Source organism: Reyranella sp., assembly GCF_036558665.1.
Lineage (GTDB): Bacteria > Pseudomonadota > Alphaproteobacteria > Reyranellales > Reyranellaceae > Reyranella.
The window spans coordinates 22,257-28,645 of sequence record NZ_DATBFE010000019.1 but is presented as its reverse complement, the minus strand read 5'-3'; the positions used below and the strand labels follow the sequence as shown (position 1 = coordinate 28,645).

Sequence of the window (6,389 nt, the reverse complement as noted above, 5' to 3'; positions counted from 1 at the left end):
CAGGCGACGAAGAACGCGGCATAGATCGCGGTGCCCACCAGGTAGCCGAGAGCGAGCGACATGGTGACAGCATCGCCCGCCGTCTCGCCGAGCGTGGTGGCGGCGATCTTGATGATCCAGAAGATCAGCGTGACTTCCGGAACCTTGCTCGCACCCATGTCGGTCGAGGTCACGGCTCGATCTCCCTTCATTGAAGTTTCATTGAGGACGATCGATGGGAATGGGCGAATGCGGCGCGGGCATGGCCGTCAGCGCTGCGTTGCCTCCTCGCGCGACGGCGTGCCGCGGGCGACATAGCGGTAGAAGGCGGCGAGCCGGTTGCCGTAGGCCTGCGCGTTGCCGAGGGCAAGCAGGCTCGCACCCTCGCCGGCACGCATCGCCTGATACCAGTGCCACAGGCCGCGACCGGCGCGCTCGAGGAACATCACCGACTGCAGCGATCCGGGATCGAACAGCGGCAGCAAGGCAAGGCGGATCGCGCTCGTATTCTCGGTCGCGAGCACGAGGCGGTCGGCGGTCCGTGCGCGCACCGTCAGCCGATAGGTCGTGCGGCCCGCGGCATCGACCTGGAAATAGTCATAGACGCGGCCCGGCACGATGTCGCCCGCCGCGAGATCGGCATCGGCGGACGCCGCGCCGTCGCTGCCGACCAGCCCGGCTTCGCGCACCAGCGGCCGCCAGTCGTCCGCTGTCCCCGACCAGTAGGGAATGAACCTGTAGCGCGAGAAGGCGCCGATCCGTTCGATCAACCGCTCCATGCTGCCGGCGAAGGTGAAGGTGCCGGCGATCGCGCCGGCGAGCCGCGTGCCACCTTCCCAGCCGAGACAGGGCGCGGGCGACCAGTTGGCTTGGCGAAGCTCACTTTCGTGCCACAGACGCGGAGCCGGCGGATTGTCGGCGGCGGGAAAGGACGGTTCCGGCCATACGCCACAGGGCGGGCGCGGCCCAGCCGCGGCCGCCGCGCCCGCGCCGACGACCAGCGCGAACGCAAGCGACAGTGAAACGAGGCGGCGCACGGTCGAAGCGGGATCGACGGCCTACTGGTCGTCGATCGCCTTCTTGATCGCTTCCTTGGCCTCGCCCTTGCCCTTCTGCAAGTGTCCCTTGGCCTCCTGGACGACGCCCTCGCCCTTCATGCGGTCGCTGTCGACCGCCTTGCCGATGCCTTGCTTGGCCTTGCCGACGGCCTCGTTGGTGGCGCCCTTGATCTTGTCGCCGGTGCTGCTGCCCATGTCGTCCTCCTGCTCGGCTGTTGGTGCCGAAATCAACGCGCCGCGACGAACGAGCGTTGCTCTCTTTTTCGCTCTTCCCTTCCGAGACAAGGACTCGGCGAAGCGGTTGCCGACCTGCAGCGGCGCGCACAAGCGGGAGCCGCTCCGATGCCACGGCGGAGCGGCTCCCTCGTGTCACTTGCTCGTGTCACTTGGCCTCCAGGACCGGCGGAGACATCACATGAAACCGCACGACGTCCTGTTAGGAGTGAACGACGTCGAACCCTGCGAAGTTACCCGGAACACAATTTGGTCGCGGACTTCGCAGGCACTCACTTGTGCGACTTGGACGGCGCGGTCGCCTGCTCCTCCGACGCAGGCTGGCGCCGCTGCTCGTCGTAGCTCGGCATCGCCTTCAGCGCGTCCTTGCTGAGATCGGTGGTGAGCCGGACCGACTTGCCGTCGCGCGAGTACTTCATGTCCTTCCAGCCAACCGCGACGTCCTTGGAGCCGACGCCGAGGAAGCCGCCGACCGACAGCACCACCGACTTGATGTTGCCGCTCGCATCGACGTACATGTCCTTCACCGTGCCGACCGTGTCGCGATTGGCGTTGTGCACGCTGGCGCCGATCAGCGCGTTGGCCGACATATCGCCGTGGACGTTGAAGTCGCCGGTGGAGACGGTGTTGTCCTTCGGTGCCGGCGCCGAGGTCGCGGCTCCCGGCGGATGGGCCGGCGGCGTCGTGGTCGTCTGGGCCTGCGCGGCCGTGGCGGCGCAGGCCAGCATCGTCAACGCAAGAGCATGGTATCGCAGCAACATGGGACCCTCCTGGTTGTCTCGAGGACAACGGTCCCACGGCGCGCGAAGTTGCGGGCCCCGTGACGGGGCCCGCGATGCCGGAACCTACGCCGCCAGCCGCCCTTCGAAGTGACGGCCCGCCGCCTTGGCGCCGAGATCGTAGAGCACGGTCACCGTCACGATGCTGCGCGCCCTGCCGTCCCCGAACCGTGTGATCGCGGCATGCAGCTCGAACGACGGAGCCTGCCTCGCCAGCCAATCTTCCGCCTGCCGCTCGACGGCGGCGCGGCGCACGCCACTGAACACCTTGCGTCTCATCTGAACCCCCAGACTGTCCCACCACATTCCCGGCGCTACTGTGCGCGTTGGCCGCAGGACGTCAACGGATGCAGACGGCGGTCAAACAAATGATACACTTTGATTCAGGCGGGGGCGCTCCGGCACTGCAATTGAGGATCGGGCGTGCGGGCCCCGCGCGCGCCGGCGAGCCCCGGCTGGGAGTGAAGACGACGACGATGACGTTCACGACAAGACTGCGATCCGCCGCCTTCGCTCTCATGGCCGTCGCGTTGCCCGCGCGCGGCCAGACGGTGGTCGACGGCAACACCATCGTGCTCGAGGGACGGCACGTTCGCCTGTGGGGCATCCAGGCGCCCGACCTCCATGCGACCTGCAGCGGCTGGCCGGCCGGCGAGATCGCGGCGGCCTTCCTCCACGATCTGATCAACAACCGCTCGATCGCCTGCACCGCGCGCGGGCTCGACGTGAACGGCAAGCTGTTCGGCATGTGCCGCTCGGCCGGCGTCGATGTCGGCGCGACCATGGTGCGCAAGGGGCTGGCATGGGCCGCCGTGACGTACACCCGCGACTACGTGGAGCTGGAAGCGGCCGCCAAGGCGGACAACCTCGCGATTCACGCCCATCACTGCCCACCCCTCTCCTCGGACAAGGCCGAGGGCAAGTAGCCGCGCGGGCCGGAAGAGGCCGCCCTACTCGCGCGCGACGCCCGCGAACCGTCGAAGGATGAGCGGATGCGGCGAGGCGAGGCATCCGCCGATCGCTGCCGCGATGGCGCCGACCAGCAGTGCCGCGAAAGCCCAGAGCGAGGCGCGAGAGGCCGCCGAGGCCCCGCGGTCGGCGACGTTCTTCGCGGTCTGGACGGTGCGATCGCGCGCCTGCGCGAGCCGGGTCTGGGCGTCGTCGAAGCGCTGCGTCGCCTCTTCCTTGCTGATCTTGAGCTGGCCCGCCATGATCGTGGTGATCCGGTCCTTCGCCCGGTCGGCGCGCTCGCCGCCCGCCGTCAGATCCGGAACCAGCCGCGCGATCTCCTTCTGCGCGTCCTGCGGGCTCATGGTCGCGGGATCGGGGTTGGTCGGCTGCAGATACGCCTCGGCCTGCCGCTGCACCATGTCGGGCGTGACGCCTGCTCCCTGCGCAATCTGCGGCGCCGCGGAAGCAAGTCCCTTGCCGGCCGCCGAGACCGTGTCGCCCACGAGGGTGAAGGCACCGCCGATCACGCCGCCCACCGCCGAGGTCAGGAGGTAGATCGTGATCAGGAGCGCGAGACCCCAGATCACGAGGCCGTGCAGCATGCCGTCGAACCGCGTCGCCACGCCGGCAAGGCGCGCGGCGACATAGCAGCCGAATACCAGGGCGATGATGGTGCTGGCGAACCACCAGATGCCGGCCCCGATGCCGAAGCGGCTCGCCTCGGGCGTTCCGCCATCGGGATTGACGAGGCCAAGGCCGACGCCTGCGCCCAGCATGTTCAGCAGGACCTCGACCGCGAGCACGAGGACGACCCCCGAGAAGATGGCCGGCCACGAAACCCGCTTGACCACGCCGGTCAGCTGGTTCAGCGCCGCCGGGGAGGTGACGTCGGCGGGCTCGGAAAACGTTCCATAGGGCACGCTCATGTTCGCCTCTCGAAGCAACCTTGGCGTGGAACGTCCTCCGACCGCGCGTTGTTCCGCGCGGGCCCGTCAGGCGGAAGGTGTCCGTGGGTTCGGCCGGAAGGCTGCCCGGCGGGCTACGCCGGTCGCGGCAGCAGGCGCAAGGGCGCCCGCGCGCCACGCTTCTCGATCTGCTCCTCGAGGTCGGCCAGCTTCTCGCGAAAGGCGGCCTCCTGCCGGAGCGAGGCATCGTCCCGGCCGGCGCCTCGGCGGCCGACATGGTCGGCCAGGGCTTCGATCGTGGAGGCGACCCGCAGATCGCCGGATTCCGGTGCGGCGCCGGCGCGCCGCTTGCGCTTCCTGGTCCTGACGCGTTCCCATTCACCGTCGATGATCATCGGTCACCTCTTGACGGGTGAGCTCTCGGCCGAGGGTTGGCCCGGCAAGGGCGCCGCAAAAACGGGTTCCGATCAACCGCTGAATCGTCATCGCTGTGGAAAAGCCGCCGCGGTCGCGCGCCGGCTGTGGGTAAGCCACGATGGTCACTGGCCCGGGTCGGATACCGCCGACATCGTGCGCGAGCCGCGATCGTCCCGCCATGCCGTCTCGATCCGGCACGCACCGGCGACTGCCCTTCTCCCCGAATGGGGGCCGCCGGTGCGTTCTTGATCGGCGCACTTGGGCACCGCCGCCGTCGATTGGGCACCGAGCGGCCTGGAACAAGCCCTCGACAAGCGGGCGAGGAGCGGCTAAGCGCCTGCCCCAACAACAAGGAAACCCGCATGCGCCTCCTCTTTCCTGTCGCCGCCCTGCTGCTCTCGACGGTCGCCCTCCAGGCCTGCGCGCCGGCTTACGAGAACGGTCACCTGTCGCGCTTCATCAACCGCCAGCGTGAGGCGCGCGACGCCTGCCTGCGCCAGCATGTCGGCCTGCAGGACGATCGGGTCACCGCGCCGAATGACATCGCGCGTGCGATCGCCGCCACCTGCGCGCCCGAGAACGATCGCCTGATCCAGGCCATGGCGACGGCCGATCCCAGCGGCGAGCCGCAGATCACCGACGCGGTGCGCAAGGAGGCGGCGGTGAAGGCCGAGAGCTACGTGCTGCAACTGCGCGCGCGTCCCGACGCCAAGAGCGTCCCGCTCCTGAACTGATCCGGTTGCCCTTTCCGCCCGCGCCTGCCGCAATTCTGCAGCCAGGGGTCGAGCAATAGCGGCGTGACGGCCGGCGCTGCCGCGGGCAGCTTGCGCGCCGGCCGCCGCGCCGCCGTGCGCCTCTCGCGCGACGATCGACGGCGGCGGCATCGCGAACGGAATGACATCGCCGGAAGAAGGAACCACGGGCGGCGGGCGGCGCCTGCGCCGGCAGGGAGGGCTGCGGATCTGGTCGTGGACGCTTCGCCTCGTCCTCCCCGTCCTGATCTTCCTCGCCGACCTCGTGCTCTACTGGCTGTGGAGCGACGTCGATGCCGGCGCGAAAGGATATGCGCTCGCGGAAGCAGTGCCGCTGGCCGTTGCCGCGGCGGCGCTTCTCATCTGGGCAGTCGGTGCGTGGATTGCGCCCGACCCGCCTTGAGCCCGGCGGGTTTCCGCGGCGCGACCTTCAGAGAAGGTCGTCGAAGCACCAGGTGGCGACGCTCCACAACGCCATCAGCCCGGTCACGATCGACAGGAAGGCGCCGCCGACGACCGCGGTCCAGTCGCTGCCGTAGATATTGTCGATCCAGAGATAATAGAGTGCCGTTCCGGAGAGGGCCATCAGCCCCAATAGCGCCAGCCGCAGCGTCCAGCGCCAGGCGCGCAGGAAGTGCGCGCGCGCAAATCGCGCACACCAGCGGAAACCCCGCTTGGCCGCAGCGACGGCCAAGGGCTCGCGGGTGCTCACCGGCACCCAATCGCCTGCTACATTCGACATTGTCTCAAGACCCCACACACTGTGGCGGCGTCCGTACCCCTACGGAGCGCCGCCTCACCCATCTATACTAATAAGTGAGGCATCCTTGCCACAGCAAGTGGAAAGTGTGGACAACGCCGCACTGATACAATTCGCTCGTACAAGTCGCTGGCCGGCGATCAGGAAGCGTCGGAGCACCACGCGCCGACGGACCAGACCGCGATCAGCACCATCGTCACGGCAAGTGCAATTCCCCCGATCGTGTTACCCCAGTGATGACCGTACACGTTGTCGAACCAGATCCAGTAGAGCACCGTGCCCCCGAGCACGGTCAGCAGCGGCAGCGCGAAGCGCAGAATCCACTGCCACAGAACATGCGCCGGAAGGTGCCGCGGCCTGCGCCGGGTCAGCCAGAAATCGCCGGACGACCGCGCGCTCGCGAAAATGCGTGTCATCGTAATTCCCACCACACAATATCCCCACGCACACGCTAGCGATCTCGACCGGGCGCGAAAAGCCGTGACCGGGCAGGTCTGAAACTGGTCACGACTAGGCGCCGTGGCAGCGGCGGCGCACTACTAATAGGCCGCTAC

11 protein-coding genes and 1 pseudogene are annotated in these 6,389 nt (G+C 68.5%); 3 read left to right on the top strand and 9 right to left on the bottom strand.

Annotated features, from left to right (window positions below):
* The 5 genes and pseudogenes from VH499_RS03510 to VH499_RS03490 all read right to left on the bottom strand — a co-directional run.
* A pseudogene (locus VH499_RS03510) lies at positions 1-191 on the bottom strand (hypothetical protein); the annotation flags it as partial.
* 57 nt (positions 192-248) lie between these two features.
* Positions 249-1,016: a DUF6675 family protein gene (locus tag VH499_RS03505; RefSeq protein ID WP_332051302.1), complete on the bottom strand. Its 768-nt coding sequence runs from the start codon at positions 1,014-1,016 to the stop codon at positions 249-251.
* Between the two features lie 21 nt (positions 1,017-1,037).
* Positions 1,038-1,232, bottom strand: a complete 195-nt coding sequence (locus VH499_RS03500; protein WP_332051301.1) for a CsbD family protein — start codon at positions 1,230-1,232, stop codon at positions 1,038-1,040.
* Positions 1,233-1,543: 311 nt separating this feature from the next.
* Positions 1,544-2,032, bottom strand: a complete 489-nt coding sequence (locus VH499_RS03495) for a PRC-barrel domain-containing protein (RefSeq protein ID WP_332051300.1) — start codon at positions 2,030-2,032, stop codon at positions 1,544-1,546.
* An 84-nt stretch (positions 2,033-2,116) separates the two neighbouring features.
* A complete protein-coding gene (locus VH499_RS03490) occupies positions 2,117-2,329 on the bottom strand; it encodes a hypothetical protein (protein ID WP_332051299.1) in 213 nt (70 codons plus the stop codon).
* A 197-nt stretch (positions 2,330-2,526) separates the two neighbouring features.
* Between VH499_RS03490 and VH499_RS03485 the strand changes: the two genes are divergently transcribed.
* Positions 2,527-2,976 carry a thermonuclease family protein gene (locus VH499_RS03485; protein WP_332051298.1) on the top strand — a complete coding sequence of 150 codons (450 nt, stop codon included), beginning with the start codon at positions 2,527-2,529 and terminating at the stop codon, positions 2,974-2,976.
* 24 nt (positions 2,977-3,000) lie between these two features.
* Here VH499_RS03485 and VH499_RS03480 read toward each other — a convergent pair whose 3' ends face one another.
* A complete protein-coding gene (locus tag VH499_RS03480) occupies positions 3,001-3,927 on the bottom strand; it encodes a hypothetical protein (protein WP_332051297.1) in 927 nt (308 codons plus the stop codon).
* 113 nt (positions 3,928-4,040) lie between these two features.
* Complete coding sequence (locus tag VH499_RS03475) at positions 4,041-4,301, bottom strand: hypothetical protein (protein ID WP_332051296.1); 261 nt, start codon at positions 4,299-4,301, stop codon at positions 4,041-4,043.
* A 384-nt stretch (positions 4,302-4,685) separates the two neighbouring features.
* On the opposite strand from VH499_RS03475, the gene VH499_RS03470 reads away from it, so the two are divergent.
* Positions 4,686-5,057, top strand: a complete 372-nt coding sequence (locus VH499_RS03470) for a hypothetical protein (RefSeq protein WP_332051295.1) — start codon at positions 4,686-4,688, stop codon at positions 5,055-5,057.
* Positions 5,058-5,217: 160 nt separating this feature from the next.
* Positions 5,218-5,478, top strand: a complete 261-nt coding sequence (locus VH499_RS03465; protein ID WP_332051294.1) for a hypothetical protein — start codon at positions 5,218-5,220, stop codon at positions 5,476-5,478.
* Positions 5,479-5,505: 27 nt separating this feature from the next.
* On the opposite strand, the gene VH499_RS03460 is transcribed toward VH499_RS03465, so the two are convergent.
* Complete coding sequence (locus VH499_RS03460) at positions 5,506-5,817, bottom strand: hypothetical protein (protein ID WP_332051293.1); 312 nt, start codon at positions 5,815-5,817, stop codon at positions 5,506-5,508.
* Positions 5,818-5,975: 158 nt separating this feature from the next.
* The gene (locus VH499_RS03455) at positions 5,976-6,251 is read right to left on the bottom strand and encodes a hypothetical protein (RefSeq protein ID WP_332051292.1); all 276 of its coding nucleotides are present in this window, start codon (positions 6,249-6,251) and stop codon (positions 5,976-5,978) included.
* Positions 6,252-6,389: the final 138 nt, after the last annotated feature.

Excerpts from the sequence above, each read along its gene's own strand:
- VH499_RS03460 (WP_332051293.1), bottom strand. The coding sequence starts at position 5,817 with ATGTCGAATGTAGCAGGCGATTGGGTGCCGGTGAGCACCCGCGAGCCC.
- VH499_RS03500 (WP_332051301.1), bottom strand. The coding sequence starts at position 1,232 with ATGGGCAGCAGCACCGGCGACAAGATCAAGGGCGCCACCAACGAGGCC.
- VH499_RS03465 (WP_332051294.1), top strand. The coding sequence starts at position 5,218 with ATGACATCGCCGGAAGAAGGAACCACGGGCGGCGGGCGGCGCCTGCGC.
- VH499_RS03480 (WP_332051297.1), bottom strand. The coding sequence starts at position 3,927 with ATGAGCGTGCCCTATGGAACGTTTTCCGAGCCCGCCGACGTCACCTCC.
- VH499_RS03455 (WP_332051292.1), bottom strand. The coding sequence starts at position 6,251 with ATGACACGCATTTTCGCGAGCGCGCGGTCGTCCGGCGATTTCTGGCTG.
- VH499_RS03475 (WP_332051296.1), bottom strand. The coding sequence starts at position 4,301 with ATGATCATCGACGGTGAATGGGAACGCGTCAGGACCAGGAAGCGCAAG.
- VH499_RS03470 (WP_332051295.1), top strand. The coding sequence starts at position 4,686 with ATGCGCCTCCTCTTTCCTGTCGCCGCCCTGCTGCTCTCGACGGTCGCC.
- VH499_RS03490 (WP_332051299.1), bottom strand. The coding sequence starts at position 2,329 with ATGAGACGCAAGGTGTTCAGTGGCGTGCGCCGCGCCGCCGTCGAGCGG.
- VH499_RS03495 (WP_332051300.1), bottom strand. The coding sequence starts at position 2,032 with ATGTTGCTGCGATACCATGCTCTTGCGTTGACGATGCTGGCCTGCGCC.
- VH499_RS03485 (WP_332051298.1), top strand. The coding sequence starts at position 2,527 with ATGACGTTCACGACAAGACTGCGATCCGCCGCCTTCGCTCTCATGGCC.